The following is a 17,035-nucleotide window of genomic DNA, read 5'->3' on the forward strand; positions in this document are numbered from 1 at the left end:
GACAACTATATCAAGAAAGTGGGAAAGAAATTGAACCTCAGACCGAGAAAGAAACTAAATTTCTCAACCCCGAAAGAAGAATTCTTCAAACAAATCATTAATTTTGCACTTGCCAGTTGAAACTACCAGATACATAAAATGTCCTGCCAAATATGCTTTTCAATACGTTTTTATTTTATAATATGATGAAAAAGAGCTATATTTGCAGATGCGGATGCACTCAAATGCGTCTGCGCGATACCGATACAATGAGACATGGAACGACAAGTGATATAAAATATACACATATATAGAATACGAATAAATTGATTTTTATGGAAAAAAGTTTATTACAGCAGGCGAGAGCCTCTTATGTTCCTAAATTGCCCATTGCGCTGCGTGGTGCTGTAGGCATAAAGGAAGGTGCTCCAACACAGAGTGCAGACAATCAGGAAGAGATAAAGACGCTGTTTCCAAACACTTATGGTATGCCGCTTATAGAGTTTGTTGCAGCCGAAAAGAGCGATGCTGCGGCAATGAATGTCGGTGTTATTCTCAGCGGAGGGCAGGCACCTGGCGGTCATAATGTCATTACCGGTCTTTTTGATACGATTAAGAAACTTAATCCGGAGAACCGCCTTTTCGGTTTTATTCTTGGTCCCGGCGGACTTGTAAGTCACAATTATATGGAGATAACGGCAGACTTCATAGAAGATTATCGCAATACGGGCGGTTTCGATATGATTGGTTCAGGACGTACAAAACTGGAAGAAACAGAACAGTTTGAAAAAGGATTGGAGATAATACGCAAACTCGACATCAAGGCGCTTGTGATAATCGGAGGCGATGATTCAAATACCAATGCCTGTGTTCTGGCTGAATATTATGCGGCAAAGCAATACGGTGTACAGGTTATCGGATGTCCGAAAACCATCGACGGCGACTTGAAAAATAGCCAGATAGAAACATCTTTCGGCTTTGATACGGCTACAAAGACATATTCGGAACTGATAGGCAACATCGAGCGCGACTGTAACTCCGCACGTAAGTATTGGCATTTCATCAAGCTTATGGGACGCTCTGCCAGCCATATAGCCCTTGAGTGTGCCCTGCAGTGCCAGCCGAATATCTGTATTGTATCGGAAGAAGTCGAGGCAAAGGATATGACGCTGAACGAAATAGTAGAGCAGATATGTACATCGGTGGCTTACCGTGCGGCAAACGGAGACAATTTCGGCGTGGTTCTTATACCGGAAGGACTTATAGAGTTTGTACCTGCAATAGGCAGGCTTATTGCCGAACTTAACGACTTGTTGGCTGCACATGGAGCAGACTATAAGGATCTTGATGCGGATGCACAGCGTCAATATATAATATCGCATCTTAGTGATGCAAACAAAGCTACGTTCGAAACGCTTCCCGCCGATGTGGCACGCCAGCTTTCATTAGACCGCGATCCGCATGGCAACGTACAGGTTTCGCTCATCGAGACGGAGAAACTTATCTCCGAGATGTGTGCCGCCAAATTAAAGCAGTGGGCGGCAGAGGGCAAATATACAGGCAAGTTTGCTGCACAGCATCATTTCTTCGGATATGAAGGACGTTGTGCCACGCCTTCAAACTTTGATGCCGACTACTGCTATGCACTTGGAACGAGTGCCGCACAGCTTATCGCCAATGGCAAGACAGGCTATATGGCTGTGGTAAAGAACACTACTGCTCCCGTTGAAGAGTGGCAGGCAGGCGGTGTGCCCATTACCATGATGATGAACATGGAGCGTCGCAACGGACAGATGAAACCTGTGATACGCAAGGCTCTTGTCGAACTTGACGGGGCACCGTTCAAGGCTTTCGCCGCAGTGCGTGACACATGGGCAAAGGAAACATGCTATGTATATCCCGGTCCGATACAGTATTGGGGACCGTCGGAAGTGTGTGACCGCCCGACAATGACCCTTATACTTGAGCATAAATAATAATTTGATTTGACGATTGTTGTGCCGCGGGCGGATAAAGCCGGCGGCACACATTTATTTATATAAGCCATGCAGAAGAAGACAAAAGCCACTCACAGGACAAAGCGTACATCCAATGTCCGCCGCCGGCAGCGCAAAGGCACGCGTCGTCGTGGCGTTTATTCCATGCAAGGCATTTTCAGCAGTTGCCGCCGCCGCACGTTGTGGGTTGGCGCTTTGGCTGTCATAGCCCTTTACATCTGGGCTTTTTATTATTTTTTCGTAGGTCCTTTCGGCTTTCGCTGGCGTGCAATTTATGGAGAACCCAAATATCCCGACGGTTATGAGATACGTGGCATAGACATAAGTCACTATCAAGGAGATATAAACTGGACCCTTTTGCAGAACGCAATGATAGAGAAGTGTCCGGTGCGATTTATAATGATAAAAGGAACTGAAGGAAGTACGCGCATAGATCCGTATTTTGAAGAAAACTTCCGTCAGGCACGCGAGTACGGTTTCATACGTGGCGTATACCATTTCTGGAGCAATAAGTCGTCTGCAAGAGACCAGGCGTATTTTTTCTTGAATAAAGTAAAGTTGCAGAGCGGAGATCTGCCGCCCGTACTTGATGTGGAACACAAACCGAAGGATGTCAGTGTGGAAGATTTTCGCCGTGACATACTTACATGGCTGCACATAGTGGAAGATCGGTATCATGTCAAACCAATCATATATACGTATCATAAATTCAAGATGTCGTATCTAAGTGACCCGGTTTTCGATGATTATCCCTATTGGATTGCCCACTATTACGTTGACGAAGTGAAGTACAACGGTCCGTGGAAGTTCTGGCAGCACACTGATGCCGGACGTCTTCCCGGTATAAAAGGGTATGTGGATTTCAATATATACAACGGCAGTTATTACGACTTGAAGCAGCTTACTATACCAAAGTAAAGACCATCATGCTCCAGCCGTTTTCCCTTTCGGTCTTCTCCAATGTAAGTCCTGTCGTGGCGGCTTTATCCTTAAGCATTTGTTCATCGCTTTCGTAGAACCCGCTGATAATCAACATTCCTCCTTTTTTGATTTTGTTCTTTATTACTGGCATGTCGTTAATAAGAATGTTTCTATTGATGTTGGCAAGAACAATGTCGAACATTTGTCCGTCTTCAGCCACAATATTTACGTCGCCGTGTAAAACGTTAATGTTGCTCACGTTGTTTATTGCGGCATTATGTTCTGTATTTCTTACACTCCATTCGTCTATGTCATATCCGGTTATGCAGCATGCTCCGCATTTGGATGCCACGATTGAGAGGATGCCCGTTCCGCATCCGCAGTCAAGAACGCTTTTGCCTGTCATGTCGGTGTCAAGCAGTTGGGTTACAATCATCCTTGTTGTTTCATGAGTTCCGGTTCCGAAAGCCAGCCGGGCATCGATTGTTATGTCTATATCCGCATCGGCTTCGGGCGATAACGGGTGTTTTGTATCGTGTATCATACATCTGTTGCCTATGGCGATTGGTTCAAATCCGGCGTCTTCCCACTGTCTGTTCCAGTTCTTGTCCTCAGCTTCGCTTATGGTGTATGCCACACTTATTTCGTTGAAAGGGAAAAAATCCAAAACCGCGTCTATGGCATTCTTGTCAGTGATATCTGTCTGTATGTATCCGTTTATGCCGTTTTCCGTGTTTTCGAACGACTCGCATCCCGCTTCTCCTGCAAGTGCAGCCAGCAGGTCTCTTGCGTCCTGCATAATTGTTTCGTCGATATTATCACCGTCTTTACGTGATATGTCGAATTTTATTATATTGTATTTCATATATCTATATCCTAATTTTAAATCTTAATTTTACATGCAAAAGTATAAAAAATAGGGAAAAACCTATATACCTTTAGGGTTTTTCCTTATTTTTGCATACAGATACATGATAATTTTGCATTATACGAAAATGTATAAAACAACAAAGGAGATAATAAAATGAGAAAACTTATCTTTTTATCGGCATTGATCCTGTCTGTTCCTGTCTGCTCTTTTGCACAGGACGACCTCTATTTTACCCCCAAGAAGAAGGATAAAGTAAAGCAGGCAGAAGTACGTGATATTCCCGAAACGACTTATTATAGCGGCAGCGACCGTGATATAGACGAATATAACCGTCACGGATTAAGCAGCTATTATCAGGTTCTCGGGAGCGACACTCTCGGCAATGACACCATTGTGGTTCCGTCCGGTACAGACATATCACGTATAATAACTTCCGGAAAAACAGCCGGATATGACGACGACGATTATGCTTATAGCCGCAGGATGAGCCGTTTTGACGATTTCTACTGGTATAACAGTCCCTGGGACTATCCGTATTATTACGGTTCACCATATTGGTATTCCCGTTGGGGTTGGTATAGTCCGTGGTATGCAGGTTGGTATGACCCGTGGTATGATCCATGGTATACGGGTTGGTATCATCCGGTTTATGGCGGTTGGCACAACCATTGGTATCATCCTATATGGACAGGCGTGACGCACAGACCCTACCGCGGACTGACCGGCACGTCGCATATCGGTTCGTTTTCGCGCGGAAAAACTACCGGCAATGGACGTTTCGGCGGCTCGCGTGGCAACATAAATGTCAACCGTAACTTCGGGACAAAACGTAACGACCGCAACAATAATTTCAATAACAACAGTCCGCAGTACAACAACAACCATCAGTCGCCCTCTTATAACAGCGGTTCATTCGGCGGTAGCCGTGGTGGAAGCTTCGGCGGTAGCCGTGGAGGCGGAAGTATTGGAAGTGGCGGTAGCCGCGGAGGTTCGTTTGGCGGCAGACGTTAATGATATTTACGGAGCCTGTGACACTATGCCACAGGTTCCTTTTATATGAACAACAAAAAGTTATAGAATATGAAAAGACATCTATTTACATCATTTTGTGTCATTGCCGCACTCTCTGCATCGGCACAGGAAACGTATGAAAATGCAAAGTTGCTGGGCGATGACTTGAACGGTACGGCACGTTTTGTCGGCATGGGCGGTGCCATGGGGGCGCTGGGTGCAGACATATCAACCATCGGAACCAACCCTGCCGGTATAGGACTGTTCCGCCATTCCACGGCGAACGTGTCTTTCGGTGTGGTATCGCAGCAGACAGACAATAATTTCTCGATCGGAGACAAGACGAAAATGAGCTTTGACCAGGCGGGTTTTGTCTACTCGGCACGCAGCGGGCGCAACTCTTTCATCAATGTGGCGTTCAATTATCACAAGAGCAAGAACTTCAATCAAATCCTATCGGCAGCCGGACGCCTTGAAGGAGCCTCGCAGAACAAGCTTTCTTATGCAAAGGGGGCAGAGGGACTGTTTGACTTGTCTACTTCATCCGGTGAGGTATATAGCGAAGATTTGACATTCAACGCTCTCGATTATCTGTATTACAACACCCTTTTGTATTCGGAAAATGCAAATAATGAGCCGGTATTCCTGTATACCGAGGCAGACGGATACAAGTTCGGGCGTGCCAATACAGGCTATATCAGTGATTATGACTTCAATGTAAGCGGCAATATCAACGACAGGGTATATCTCGGACTGACCGTAGGCATACACGATGTGCACTACAGGGGCAGCAGCATATACTCGGAGTCTCTGGTACGGACAGCCGGAAGCGGTTTTGATGCAGTGGATATTATAGACAGCCGCAGCATAACAGGTACGGGATTTGACGTAAAGGCAGGTGCAATCTTCCGCCCGTTTGAGAATTCCCCGTTCCGTATCGGCGTTTCAGTGGCAACACCTATATGGTATGACCTGACGACAGAGAATACAACGGTGGTCTCAGTTGCGGAAAATCCACGTGGCGGAGCCTCGGTTCCCGGTACTTCCCTGCCGATGACCGACGGCAATGTCTTCTCTTCTTACGATTTCAAGCTCACGACTCCGTGGAAGTTCGGACTTGGTCTTGGAACCACTGTGGGCGACTATCTTGCTCTTGGCGCCGAATACGAATATGCAGACTACGGCTCTACGGACACGCGTATAAACACCGGTTACGACTGGTATTACGATACGGAAAGCAGCAGCAGTGACGATGAGATGAACGACCATACGGAGAAGACATTGAAAGGTGTCAGCACTCTTAAGCTTGGTGCCGAATACAAGCCGATGAAAAATCTTGCAATACGTCTTGGATACAACTATGTATCACCGATGTACGAAAAGGATGGATATAAGGATGTTACCTTGTGGTCGCCCGGAACATATTACAGCTCGACGTCGGATTATACCAACTGGAAGTCCACCAACCGCATAACATGCGGCTTCGGGTACAATGTCGGCAAGCTTTCATTGGACCTTGCATATCAATATACTGTACAGTCGGGTGAGTTCAGTCCGTTTACAAATTATTTTGGAAACGAAGAACTTGGAATTAGTGAGAATGTATGCGATGCCGTAAAAGTTGACAACAAGCGTCATCAGGTTCTTCTCACTCTCGGATATCATTTCTAAGACGATTATTTGTCATATATAAACGTCACGGGACACAGATATTTGTCCCGTGACGTTTTGCATTCTAAGAAGCCGTTTTTCAGACCCTGAAACAGGGTTTCTTGGAGCCTGAAATGCCATGTTTTAGAACATCGGAGAAAAATGCCGTGTTTTCGTGGGTTTCTTACTCTATGATTTGGGGCGGAAGTATTGGCATGGCACCTTTTTTCGTACATACAAATGCTGATGTCTGCACAGCACAAGAGTGGGCTTCCATAATGCTTTTCCCCTTAATTATACTTGCAATGAATGCGGCAGTGAAAGAGTCGCCGGCTCCAACAGTATCTGCGACCTCAACTTGCGGAGTGGGGAGGAAAGAAACATTGCCCGGTGTGAAAACATAGCTTCCGTTGATACCGCATGTCAATATAAGCATCTTTAAATTATACTTGCCGAGAAGAATCCAGCACTTGTCTTGCAGATCGATGCCCGGATAACCGAACATACGACTAATCAAAACTAATTCTTCATCGTTTATTTTCAGGATATTGCACCGTTTCATGGAATTACACAAAATCTCTTTATTATAAAAACCTTGACGGAGATTTATGTCGAATACAATCAAAGGGTCGTTATCCTTGGGCATGACATCCAGAAAACGGTTTATTGTCTCCCGTGACACGACATTGCGTTGTGCCAATGAACCGAAGCAAACAGCCTTTGTCTTTTTGGCAATATCCTCAAGCTGCTCGGTATACGGTATATTGTCCCATGCCACATTTTCCTTTATTTCATATTGCGGAACCCCTGCCTGATCGATTTCAACCTGCACGGTTCCGGTTGGATAGGGAACTTTCTCAATAAGACTGTTTAGTCCTTTTGACGTGAAGTTGGCAATGATTTCGTTTCCAAGCAAGTCATCGCCGACAGCACTTACCACACAGCTTGAAAGTCCGAATTGAGAAATGTGATAGGCGAAGTTTGCAGGTGCACCACCTATTTTTTTCCCTTCCGGAAGAACATCCCAAAGGGCTTCGCCCATTCCTACGATTATATCTTTCATGATTTTTATGTATTAAGTTATTATTTAGACGTTTTTATTTTTAATGTGTAATATAGCAGATATACAACACCCAATGTCATTACGGCTATGGCACCTGCCTGTCCCGTCTCATCAGCTGCATATCCCATGGCAAGAGGGAATATAGTACCTCCGAAAAGTCCCATTATCATAAGTCCGGATATTTCATTCTTCTTATCAGGAGAATACAGCAGGGCTTGTGAGAATGCTACCGGGAAGATATTTGAGTTGCCAAATCCTATCATGGCTATTCCCGTATATATGGCTGTTATTGTGTTGCATGTAAAAAGAATCAGCATTCCGACAAACATCATGACAGCGCTTATTCCAAAGAATATCTTGGGTGATATGTTGCGTAGGATGAATGCTCCGAAAAAACAACCGGCTGTACGGAATATAAAGTATATCCCGGTTGCAAACCCGGCTTCTTCGAGAGGAAGCCCTATACGTTCCATTATAATTTTTGGTGCTGTGGTATTGGTACCGACATCGATGCCGACGTGGCACATGATGCTGAGGAAACAAAGAAGGATAAACGGACGGTATAGAAGTTTAATACATTCTTTTATGCTTGAAGCCTTGTCGGGATGCTCCTCGTCGATAGGTGTTGCTGCAAGTAGCGAGATGGAAAGGCAGCAGATAATGGCATATACCACGAACAGAACTCTCCAACCGAGACCGAATGTGGGACATACAGTGGTGGCACCCCAGGCCGCGATAATAGGAGCGAGGAAAGACGCGATTGCTTTGACAAACTGTCCGAATGTGAGTGTGGATGCGAGCTTGTCGCCGCTGATAAGGTTTGTCACCAATGGGTTCAGCGATGTCTGCATTATTGCATTTCCAATTCCAAGCAATGAAAAAGACAGCAGCATGGGAATATATCCGCTGCCGAAGAACGGGATAAAGAGTGATACGGCTGTAATTACGATGCTCAACAGAACCGTCTTCTTTCTACCTATCTTGTTCATCAGCATTCCTGTAGGAACAGAAAATATCAGAAACCAGAAAAATACGAGAGAGGGGAAGAGGTTTGCCTGCGAATCTGTCAGTCCGAGATCTTTCTGAACATAGTTTGATGCTGTACCCACGAGGTCTACAAATCCCATTACAAAGAAGCATAGCATTACAGGTATTATCTGTAGCATAAAGGACTTGCGATTTGTTACGAGTGATTGTTTCATTGTTGTAGATTTAAGTAGATGTTAGAAATTAATTATTATTATATTGTACGTTATTTTGGTGATGTTTTTTTCATGTCCTAAGAAAGAGTGTAGCGGGCTACACGACTGATGAGACATGAGAAAACAGCCCGAAAGAACGTGCAAGATAATGATAAAGTAAAAGCAACATCTACGGATTAATATATACGTTTAATTTTTAACATCTACTTATTATTTTACTTTTAAAGAATATATATTGAGATTGCTTAATCTTGCATTTCCTCCGTCAGACATAATGGAGAATGTAGAATAAGGTTTGTTGGGGAATACCAGGTTTGTCATGACAAAGTGTCCTGAGTTTCCGAAGACCTCAATGCTTGAACGGTCTATGAAAATTCTTAGTGTTATGTTCCCGTTATTCTCGTATGTCGGAGTTGTAGTGACAGCCGGAAAGCTTTCGCTGAAATCAACTATGCCGCTTTCTCTACGGTCGAATGAAAAGGTTCTTGCTTTCGGATTGTATTTCATCAACACTTTGTTATTATCGTTGTTGGATAGTGTCATGACTATTTCCTTAGATTTCCTTGCATCTATTTCCAATACTATTTCGCATATTCCGTCGTTTGCACTCGGAAGGGCAAATGTACGTTTCTTTTTCCCTATTGCCGACTTCTTTACTTTCTGTATGTTCTTGTCTCTTAGCTTGTTCAACTCGGGAGAGGGTGAACATGACGCATATGTTTGTCCGTCTGTGTCGCGGAACAATCCCATTTCACGCGGAAGAGTGTTGGCGCTGCGGTATTGCTTTGTTGGCACTTCTGCCGCATATTGCCAGTTGCTCATCCAGCCTATTACGGTTCTTCTGTTGTCGGGAGCATTGTTCCAGCTCACTGTTGCATAATGGTCCTTGCCGTAGTCGAGCCATTTTGTCGGGATGTTACCGTCCTTGTCGGTATCTGCCTTGAATGTTTTTCCGTCGAAATCTCCTATAAAGTATTGGGTGCCGCTACCTCCGAATGGTCCGTCCGGATTAATGTTACATAGAAGAACCCATTTCTTCTCATCGGTTCCGGCTATAGGCAGTTCAAAGAGGTCGGGACATTCCCATACTCCACCTTGTGCACCGATACCCTTTCCGAAGCTGCTTTGAAGTTCCCATGTTTTCATGTCTTTTGAAGTGAAGAACAACATCTCGTGTTCAAGTGCATGAGCAAGAACAAGATTCCACTCTTTATTCTTTTCGTTCCAGAAAACCTTCGGGTCGCGGGCTTCGCTTTCAAGAGTTATAACCGGATTGCCCGGATAGGTCTTGAACGTGGTTCCGTTGTCGGTGCTCGAGGCAAGGCTCTGCATCTGGCTTGTTGACGCTGATGTGTATAGTGCTATCACCGCATCTTTGCCCAATCCGGCTGTGTTGTCCTTGTCTATGGCACAGCTGCCACTGAATATATATCCGAGTCCGTCGGGTTCAATGGCAGTAGGATAGTGCTCCCAGTTGACAAGATCGGAAGATACGGAGTGCCCCCAACTTAGATTTTGCCATTTGGAACCGTAGGGGTTATACTGATAATAAAGGTGCCATTTACCATTATTGTAAAACATACCGTTAGGGTCGTTCATCCATCCGTATAACGGAGTGTGGTGAAATGCAGGACGGTATTTTTCCTTGTTTGCCGTATTGAAGGTGTCGGACATTTCCATTCCTCTCCAGCATGCGTCGTCTTTTGCCTCGCGAATGGAGCCTCGTCCCTGTGGGGTTACGATGTCGAGTATGACATGATGACCTTTGTAAGGTGTCAAATCAAACGGTACGGAATAATCTGTCTTTGACTTTGCAAGCTTTACATAAATTGTCTTGGCAATATTTCCGTTGACAATTACATTAATTTTTGCATCATCAGCCGATTCCTGAACCGGAAGCATAAGATAATGATTATCGCCGGTAATACGTACAATTGTGTTGTTAACGCCGAGATGTTTTATGTCCAATCCGTCATCGGCATAAGATGCAGAAGGGGATGATAATGCAAATCCCAACATCACTATGGCTTTAAAAAAGCCGGTTGCAGTTTTCTTCATATATTTTTATGTTTTTAGATTTAAAGAATTATTATACTTTTAGATTTGAGTCTTAGAAAAAGCCATTTGCCTTATCTCGTGTTTTTTGATGTTGCAAAGCTAATATAAATATAGCATCTCTTATATAAAAAAACGTGTATTGATTATCATTTTTGTTGTATTGCCGCAATTTTAATACCTAATACACGCTTTTTTATAATATAATGGCTAACTTTGTAGAAACCTTAATAAAAAAATGTATAAGTATCTTATTTATAGTTTGTTTGCGGCATTGGTCATGATGCTGTACGGATGTGACGAAGAACGAATTTACAGGATTGGCGTTTCCCAATGTAGTCAAGATGACTGGCGCACAAAAATGAATGATGAGATTAATCGTGAGATTATGTTTCACGAAGACGCTGTCGTGGAAATCCGTTCTGCCGATGACAGCAATGAAAAACAGATAGAGGATATAAAGTATTTTGCAGAAAACGGTTTTGATATCATTATTGTATCTCCGAATGAAGCAGCGGCTCTGACCCATATAATAAAAAAGGTATATAAGAAAGGTATGCCGGTGATTATCTTTGACAGGAACATCATCGGAGATACATATACGGCACGTATCGGGGTCGATGACGAAGGAATTGGGCGTTCTGCGGCTCATTATGCACTGCACATGTTGGGAACCGGGGCGAAGGCTATCGAAATATTCGGTTTGAAAGGTTCCACACCCGCAGAAGGAAGACACGACGGATTTGTGGCTGAGTTTAAGAAGGGCAAGGGGGAACTTCTTGCAAGTGTTCCCGCCAATTGGAACAAGGAGGATGCTATTCCTGTGGTTGATTCGTTGCTAAAAATATATCCGGATGTCGATTTGATATATGCCCATAATGACCGCATGGCAATCGGTGCATCTGAAGTTGCTTCCAAAATGGGGCGCGACGATATAAAGATAATTGGTATAGATGCTGCTCCGAATATAGGTATTCAGGCTGTTGCGGACAGCGTGATTGACGCAACATTTCTTTATCCTACAGAAGGACATCGCTTGATAAGGACGGCATTGGCTATACTGAAGAAAGAGCCTTATCAGCGTGAAGTACAACTTCCGGTGTCGTCTGCAGTAGACTTGACGAATGCTGATATTTTGTTGTTGCAGAATGAGACATTGAAGGAAGAAACCGGTAAGATGAAGCAGCTTAAAGCCCGGATAGATGATTATTGGGCGAAACATTCGTCTCAGACATCACTTTTCTATGCAAGTATAGTTATCATAATCCTACTTTTCGGTGTCGCTTTTCTTTTGCTCAGGGCTTATTGGCAGCACAGCAGACATCAAAAAACTTTGATGTTTCAGAACAAGTTGCTTGAAGAAGAACGCGACAAACAGAAATCGTTGAACAGCCAACTTCAAGATGCCATACAGTCAAAGCTGATGTTTTTCACAAATGTATCTCATGATCTCCGTACTCCGCTGACCTTGATATCCGAGCCGGTATCACAACTTGTATCTGCTGATAATCTGACACATCAGCAACATACGTTGATGAAAATAGCGGATAAGAATATAAAGATATTGCACCGTCTTATAAACCAAATACTTGATTTCCGTAAGTATGAGAATGGAAAACTTAAACTTAAGTTGATTGAAATAGATTTCAGTCAGACCATAAACGAATGGCTAGAGTCTTTCTATAGCATTGCAAGAAAGAGAAATATAAAGTTGACATTGCAGGCAAAAGAAAGTACGCCTGTTAAAATAGCGGTGGATGTCGAGAAGATTGAACGTGTGTTTTTTAATCTTGTCTCCAACGCTTTCAAGTATACTCCTGATAACGGATCGATTACAGTATTTTATGAAAGTGATGACAACAAGCTTACTTTTGCCGTTGCCGATACCGGTGAAGGAATAAGCGAGCGTGACCTTGGAAACATATTTGACCGCTTTTACCAGGTAGACAGAGTTCATCCGAACGGTTCCGGACTTGGCTTGTCTTTGGCAAAGGCTTTCGTAGAACTTCATGAAGGCACCATCTCTGTGGAAAGTGCATTGAACAAAGGTTCTGTTTTTACAGTCGTTCTTCCGGTCAAGCATGTATCCGAGACAATCTCCGAATTGAAGGCAGATATTACAGAACCTGATGTAGAACGAGAGTTGGCTCCGGTCTCTTCCGATATCGTATTTGATAAAGAGAAGCAGCTTATACTTATTATAGATGACAATAAGGACGTCCAGACTCTTGTCGGAGAACTGTTGAAAGATGAATACAATATAATAACGGCTGTCAATGGACGTGAGGGAATAAGAATGGCTGCGAAGTATATACCGGATTTGGTTATTTGTGATGTGATGATGCCTGTCATGGATGGACTGGAATGTTGTAAACGTATGAAGACAGAGGTTTCAACATCTCATATTCCGGTATTGATGCTTACGGCTTGCTCCATGGATGAACAGAGAGTACAAGGGTATGACAGTGGTGCTGATGGATATGTGGCAAAACCTTTTAACGGCATTGTGCTTAAATCGCGTTGTGCCAACCTGATAGCAAACCGTAAAAGAATAAGGGATTTATGGCAAGATAATGTTTTGGTAACACCGACCATAAATAGAGATATGAAATCTCAGGTAGAAGGGAAGAATATTGACAATGAATTCTATAACCGTTTCCTTGAGATATTCAAGAAAGAAATGGGCAATTCGGATTTGACGGTGGATGCCATTGCATCGGATATGGGGCTTGAGCGTTCTCAGTTTTATCGTAAGATAAAAGCACTTACAAATTATTCTCCTGTAGAATTGATACGTTGTCTGCGTTTGAAACATGCAAGAAATCTTCTTACATCTACAGAAAAGACAATAAGTGAAATAGCATACGAGACCGGTTTCTCCACTCCGGCATATTTTACAAAATGCTATCGTGACAATTACGGAGAAACACCTTCAGAGACAAGAAGCAAACTCACAAACTGATATCCGTTTGGTTAAAGCATTGATTTGTGATGATGTGTCAAGATGCGAAGTTTATTTATTTCCTTTTGACACATCATTACTTTTGTTATATCTGATTATAAAATAAAGGCATTTAGTACTAAATATCGTGCATTGATTAAATTTTGATAGACCGTACAACATCTGTTATTACATCTATTGTACATATAGAATAATTTTGCAGCCGAAAGTTTAACAAAAATCAAATAACATGAAAAAATTAATCCTTAGTGCATTACTGCTATTTATAATGGTTGTAGCAGCGCAAGCGCAGAACATCGTTGTTCATGGAACGGTGCTTTCAAAATCAGACAAAGAACCTTTGATTGGAGCTTCCGTGCTTTGTGAGGCAACAAAGGCGGGAGTCGTAACAGACATTGATGGTAACTTCCAGATTTCAGTACCGGAGAAGTCGCTGCTGAGAGTTTCTTATGTAGGCTTTAAGTTGGCAGAAGTTGTGGCACAAGACAAGATGGTCGTTACGCTTGAAGAAAACTCAGAGGCTTTTGACGAAGTTGTCATTGTCGGCTATTCGTCTGAAAAGAAATCGGATTTGACGGGAGCTGTATCTGTCGTAAAGATGAAAGATGTATCAGACACTCCAACCGGTAATGTCATTCAGGCTTTGCAAGGGCGTGTTGCAGGTATGAATATTACTACAGACGGTACTCCGGGCGGTTTAAGTACAAGTACTTCTATTCGTGGTGCATCATCTTTTAGAGGAGATGCGAATGGTCCTCTTTATGTCATAGACGGTGTGATGACCCGCGAAAATCCCGGAACTATCCTGAACAGCAATGATGTGGAGTCTATCCAAGTATTGAAAGATGCTGCTTCTGCTTCAATATATGGAGCACAGGCTGCCAATGGAGTTATAATCATAACAACCAAACGTGCAAAGAAAGGCGAGGTTCATGTCACATTCGATGCAACACTGACAAGGCAGACATATAACAGTGGATTGGATCTGCTTGACGCATATCAGTGGGGAGATGTTTATTGGTCGGCATATAAATATGCACATGGCGGTGCCACTCCGTCATCATCTGTTTATGGAAATGGTGAAAAGGCTCAACTTCAGACATACAAGAACCTTAACGGCGCTGATGTTTTGCCGCAAAGCACGGATTGGGAAGACGAAATTCACAGAGCAGCATTGATGCAGACATATAGTATCGGTTTGCAGAAAGGATCTGAAAACGGTTCTTCTTCTCTTTCACTTAACTGGCTCGACCATGACGGAATTGTAAAAGGTACGGATTTTCAAAGATTTAATACCCGTTTCAGTTCAGATTACGGATTTCTTAATAACAGGCTTAAAGTTGGAGGAAATGTAGCCGTTAACTGGTGGAAAGCACATTATATGCCGGACGGTGCAGAAGAGAATGCTGTAAAGCAACATCCGGCAAAGGCTGTATATGATGTGGAAGGAGTGTATGTAGACCAGATCGGTGATATACTTGGTGATGCGCCTAACATGATGCGTCTGATTGAAAACAGTAAGAGCAATAAGAACGAATATTGGCGTGTATTCGGAAATGCTTATCTTCAGATTGAGCCGATAAAGAACTTGATAATCAAGACTAATGTAGGTGTAAATTATTATAATGAAACCATAAAGACTTTCGAACCTCGTTGGTTGCGTGATGATGTCAACAAACTGACACAGTCTACCGGGAAAAATGTAGACTGGGTGTGGACAAACACGGCACAGTATAACATGGATATAGACAAGCACTCTATAATGGCTTTGGTAGGTATTGAAAGCAAGAAATATCATAATGAGAGCTTCTTCGGCTATGGTACCGGACTGGAAATAGAAGACCCTAACTATCTTTACCTCGGTAATGTCACCGCAAATAAGAATGTGGGAGCCGGTGCATCAAACTATTCGATGTTTTCCGGTTTCGGTAAGTTGAATTATACTTACGATGATAAATATCTCATGTCATTCACTTTGCGCCGTGATGCTTCTTCCAGATTGTCCAAAGATCATAATTATGACTGGTTCCCTTCAGTTTCTTTAGGCTGGCGTATGTCACGCGAGAAGTTTATGGAAGGAACAATGGGTTGGCTTTCCGATTTGAAGATACGTGGTTCTTGGGGTATAAACGGTAATGACTTGATAGACAATGAAGCTTTCTATGCCAAGTATCTTATGAGCCTTGACCGCGGAAGTTACAATATGAACGGAGACGGTAAAAAACTTTATCCGGGTGCATATCGTGTACGCACAACCAACCCGGATCTTAAGTGGGAGAAAACTTATCAGACGAATATCGGTATTGATGCCGGATTCTTTGACAACCGTTTGACTTTATCTTTGGATTATTTTTACAAGACAACCAAAGACATGCTTGTTGAAAAACCTTACATCGGAACTATTGGAGAAGGAGGATATTGCTGGTATAACGGAGGTGAAATGACCAATAAAGGTATAGAGGGACAAATCAACTGGCGCAGTAATATCAGCAAGGATTTCAACTATGAAGTAGGATTTAACTTCACAGTTTCAAAGAACGAAGTTACAGACTTGCTTGATGACATCTATTATACGTATGGCGGAGGTTATGCAGACCATTCTCTTGTCGGTCAGCCTCTTGGCTCATGGATGGGCTTTAAGACGGACGGAGTGTTCCATTCGCAGGCTGAAGTTGATGAATATTGTAATAAGTACAAGGTGGATTTCGGTCGTCCGGGTGTAGGTCGTATAAAATATGTTGACGCAGACGGTAATGGAGTGATAAACTACAACGACCGTACATGGTTGGGATGCGATCTTCCTAAAGCGCAATTCGGATTGACACTGGGAGCACAGTGGAAAGGATTTGATTTGAATATGTTCTTCTCTTCAATCATACGTGATGCCTTTAATAATTCAAAATATTATACAGACTTGTTCCAATGTTGGAACGGAAACCATGGAAAGCGTTTGTACGGAGCTGCTTTGGCATACGAGAATTATCTTGAAACAGGTTATTACAACTGTGATACGCCTGCTCCTACAACCGACAACTCAAACAATGAGCATGAAGTTTCAGAGTTCCATATCGAGAATGGCTCGTTCCTCAGACTTAAGACTCTTACATTGGGATACACATTGCCGCAAGCATTGCGCAACAAGCTGAAGCTACAGAATGCACGTGTTTATTTCCAGGCACAAAACCTGTTTACTATCACAAACTACAAAGGAGCCGATCCGGAAGGTCTTGGATATCCGTATGCATTGCCTCGCCAGTTTACACTTGGTATACAGTTCGGTTTCTAACAAACATATTATAATGACAATATAAAAGCAATAGAACT

The 17,035-nt window shown here is 43.1% G+C and carries 10 protein-coding genes and 1 pseudogene; 7 read left to right on the forward strand and 4 right to left on the reverse strand.

Annotated features, from left to right (window positions below):
* The 3 genes and pseudogenes from HPS54_RS13105 to HPS54_RS08660 all read left to right on the forward strand — a co-directional run.
* Window positions 1–120: pseudogene (locus tag HPS54_RS13105) on the forward strand (IS30 family transposase); the annotation flags it as partial.
* Window positions 121–314: 194 nt separating this feature from the next.
* The gene (locus tag HPS54_RS08655; RefSeq protein ID WP_172345050.1) at window positions 315–1,955 is read left to right on the forward strand and encodes a diphosphate--fructose-6-phosphate 1-phosphotransferase; all 1,641 of its coding nucleotides are present in this window, start codon (window positions 315–317) and stop codon (window positions 1,953–1,955) included.
* Window positions 1,956–2,120: 165 nt separating this feature from the next.
* Window positions 2,121–2,894, forward strand: a complete 774-nt coding sequence (locus HPS54_RS08660) for a glycoside hydrolase family 25 protein (RefSeq protein WP_253951979.1) — start codon at window positions 2,121–2,123, stop codon at window positions 2,892–2,894.
* Here HPS54_RS08660 and prmA read toward each other — a convergent pair.
* Window positions 2,881–3,762 (reverse strand): 50S ribosomal protein L11 methyltransferase, encoded by an 882-nt coding sequence (prmA, locus tag HPS54_RS08665; protein WP_172345052.1) that lies wholly within the window; start codon window positions 3,760–3,762, stop codon window positions 2,881–2,883. The two genes, HPS54_RS08660 and prmA, sit on opposite strands and share 14 nt — an antisense overlap.
* A 159-nt stretch (window positions 3,763–3,921) precedes the next feature.
* Between prmA and HPS54_RS08670 the strand changes: the two genes are divergently transcribed.
* A complete protein-coding gene (locus HPS54_RS08670; protein ID WP_172345053.1) occupies window positions 3,922–4,779 on the forward strand; it encodes a hypothetical protein in 858 nt (285 codons plus the stop codon).
* 69 nt (window positions 4,780–4,848) lie between these two features.
* A complete protein-coding gene (locus tag HPS54_RS08675) occupies window positions 4,849–6,450 on the forward strand; it encodes a hemin receptor (protein ID WP_172345054.1) in 1,602 nt (533 codons plus the stop codon).
* 163 nt (window positions 6,451–6,613) lie between these two features.
* Here the strand turns inward: HPS54_RS08675 and HPS54_RS08680 are convergent, their stop codons facing one another.
* The 3 genes from HPS54_RS08680 to HPS54_RS08690 form a co-directional block, all read right to left on the reverse strand.
* Window positions 6,614–7,492, reverse strand: coding sequence for a carbohydrate kinase family protein (locus HPS54_RS08680; RefSeq protein ID WP_172345055.1), 879 nt, complete (start codon window positions 7,490–7,492; stop codon window positions 6,614–6,616).
* A 20-nt stretch (window positions 7,493–7,512) separates the two neighbouring features.
* Window positions 7,513–8,694 carry an MFS transporter gene (locus tag HPS54_RS08685; protein WP_253951977.1) on the reverse strand — a complete coding sequence of 394 codons (1,182 nt, stop codon included), beginning with the start codon at window positions 8,692–8,694 and terminating at the stop codon, window positions 7,513–7,515.
* A gap of 210 nt (window positions 8,695–8,904) precedes the next feature.
* Window positions 8,905–10,752: a glycoside hydrolase family 32 protein gene (locus tag HPS54_RS08690; RefSeq protein ID WP_172345056.1), complete on the reverse strand. Its 1,848-nt coding sequence runs from the start codon at window positions 10,750–10,752 to the stop codon at window positions 8,905–8,907.
* Between the two features lie 280 nt (window positions 10,753–11,032).
* Between HPS54_RS08690 and HPS54_RS08695 the strand changes: the two genes are divergently transcribed.
* Window positions 11,033–13,711 carry a hybrid sensor histidine kinase/response regulator transcription factor gene (locus tag HPS54_RS08695; RefSeq protein ID WP_338142813.1) on the forward strand — a complete coding sequence of 893 codons (2,679 nt, stop codon included), beginning with the start codon at window positions 11,033–11,035 and terminating at the stop codon, window positions 13,709–13,711.
* Between the two features lie 229 nt (window positions 13,712–13,940).
* Complete coding sequence (locus HPS54_RS08700) at window positions 13,941–16,997, forward strand: SusC/RagA family TonB-linked outer membrane protein (protein ID WP_172345058.1); 3,057 nt, start codon at window positions 13,941–13,943, stop codon at window positions 16,995–16,997.
* The last annotated feature ends 38 nt before the right edge of the window (window positions 16,998–17,035 follow it).

Origin of the sequence: Xylanibacter caecicola, assembly GCF_013166515.1 — a bacterium.
Lineage (GTDB): Bacteria > Bacteroidota > Bacteroidia > Bacteroidales > Bacteroidaceae > Prevotella > Prevotella caecicola.

What these genes read in the sequence shown, in the direction of transcription:
- HPS54_RS08655 (WP_172345050.1), top strand. Translation starts at nt 315, where the DNA reads ATGGAAAAAAGTTTATTACAGCAGGCGAGAGCCTCTTATGTTCCTAAA.
- HPS54_RS08660 (WP_253951979.1), top strand. Translation starts at nt 2,121, where the DNA reads ATGCAAGGCATTTTCAGCAGTTGCCGCCGCCGCACGTTGTGGGTTGGC.
- prmA (WP_172345052.1), bottom strand. Translation starts at nt 3,762, where the DNA reads ATGAAATACAATATAATAAAATTCGACATATCACGTAAAGACGGTGAT.
- HPS54_RS08670 (WP_172345053.1), top strand. Translation starts at nt 3,922, where the DNA reads ATGAGAAAACTTATCTTTTTATCGGCATTGATCCTGTCTGTTCCTGTC.
- HPS54_RS08675 (WP_172345054.1), top strand. Translation starts at nt 4,849, where the DNA reads ATGAAAAGACATCTATTTACATCATTTTGTGTCATTGCCGCACTCTCT.
- HPS54_RS08680 (WP_172345055.1), bottom strand. Translation starts at nt 7,492, where the DNA reads ATGAAAGATATAATCGTAGGAATGGGCGAAGCCCTTTGGGATGTTCTT.
- HPS54_RS08685 (WP_253951977.1), bottom strand. Translation starts at nt 8,694, where the DNA reads ATGAAACAATCACTCGTAACAAATCGCAAGTCCTTTATGCTACAGATA.
- HPS54_RS08690 (WP_172345056.1), bottom strand. Translation starts at nt 10,752, where the DNA reads ATGAAGAAAACTGCAACCGGCTTTTTTAAAGCCATAGTGATGTTGGGA.
- HPS54_RS08695 (WP_338142813.1), top strand. Translation starts at nt 11,033, where the DNA reads ATGCTGTACGGATGTGACGAAGAACGAATTTACAGGATTGGCGTTTCC.
- HPS54_RS08700 (WP_172345058.1), top strand. Translation starts at nt 13,941, where the DNA reads ATGAAAAAATTAATCCTTAGTGCATTACTGCTATTTATAATGGTTGTA.